This is a genomic window from Oceanicella sp. SM1341, from assembly GCF_003448965.1.
Taxonomy (GTDB): domain Bacteria; phylum Pseudomonadota; class Alphaproteobacteria; order Rhodobacterales; family Rhodobacteraceae; genus Paroceanicella.
Genome location: NZ_QRGC01000115.1, coordinates 1 through 507, shown reverse-complemented (window position 1 = coordinate 507; position 507 = coordinate 1). Strand labels below are relative to the sequence as shown.

Below are 507 nucleotides of genomic sequence, written 5' to 3'. Positions count from 1 at the left end.
CCCTTCTAGCAAATTTCCTTTCCCTGCTGGCTTTGTTCTTAGCCCTCTTGGCCTCGAATTGATCTGACAATGTCTTCTCTCTTGCCTTCTCGGCCTTCGACTTGTGGATGCTCTCCATCAGCACACGCTTATTCTTAAAGACATTACCCTTCACTTTCATGTACATGTCATGATACATATGCTTGTCAATCTTCTTAGATTCTCTATATTTGCGGAGCAATCTCCTGAGGACACGCATTCTCCTCATCCAGAGGATCTTGGTTGGCAGTCTAGCCTCCCTGGTACCCTTACGCTTACCATATCCAGAGTGTCGGCCCTTTCTCTTGGCCTCCTTCATGCGGCGTGCTCGAGAACGAGAGGGGATCTTGGCCGGCTTCCTGATGATGAAACCATGCTTCACCAACTTCCTTATATTTTGGCGAGAATTCGCGATGGAGATTTCGTTGACCTCATTGGGATCATGCCAGACCTTGCCTCTCCCGCATTTGAGGACGCTGGCGGCGAGCC

1 protein-coding gene is annotated in these 507 nt (G+C 49.7%); it reads right to left on the bottom strand.

Annotation, left to right across the window (positions count from 1 at the left end; translation table 11 throughout):
• On the bottom strand, positions 1 to 507 hold a 507-nt coding region (locus D3P35_RS26005), incomplete at both ends, for a 50S ribosomal protein L19e (protein WP_118138798.1).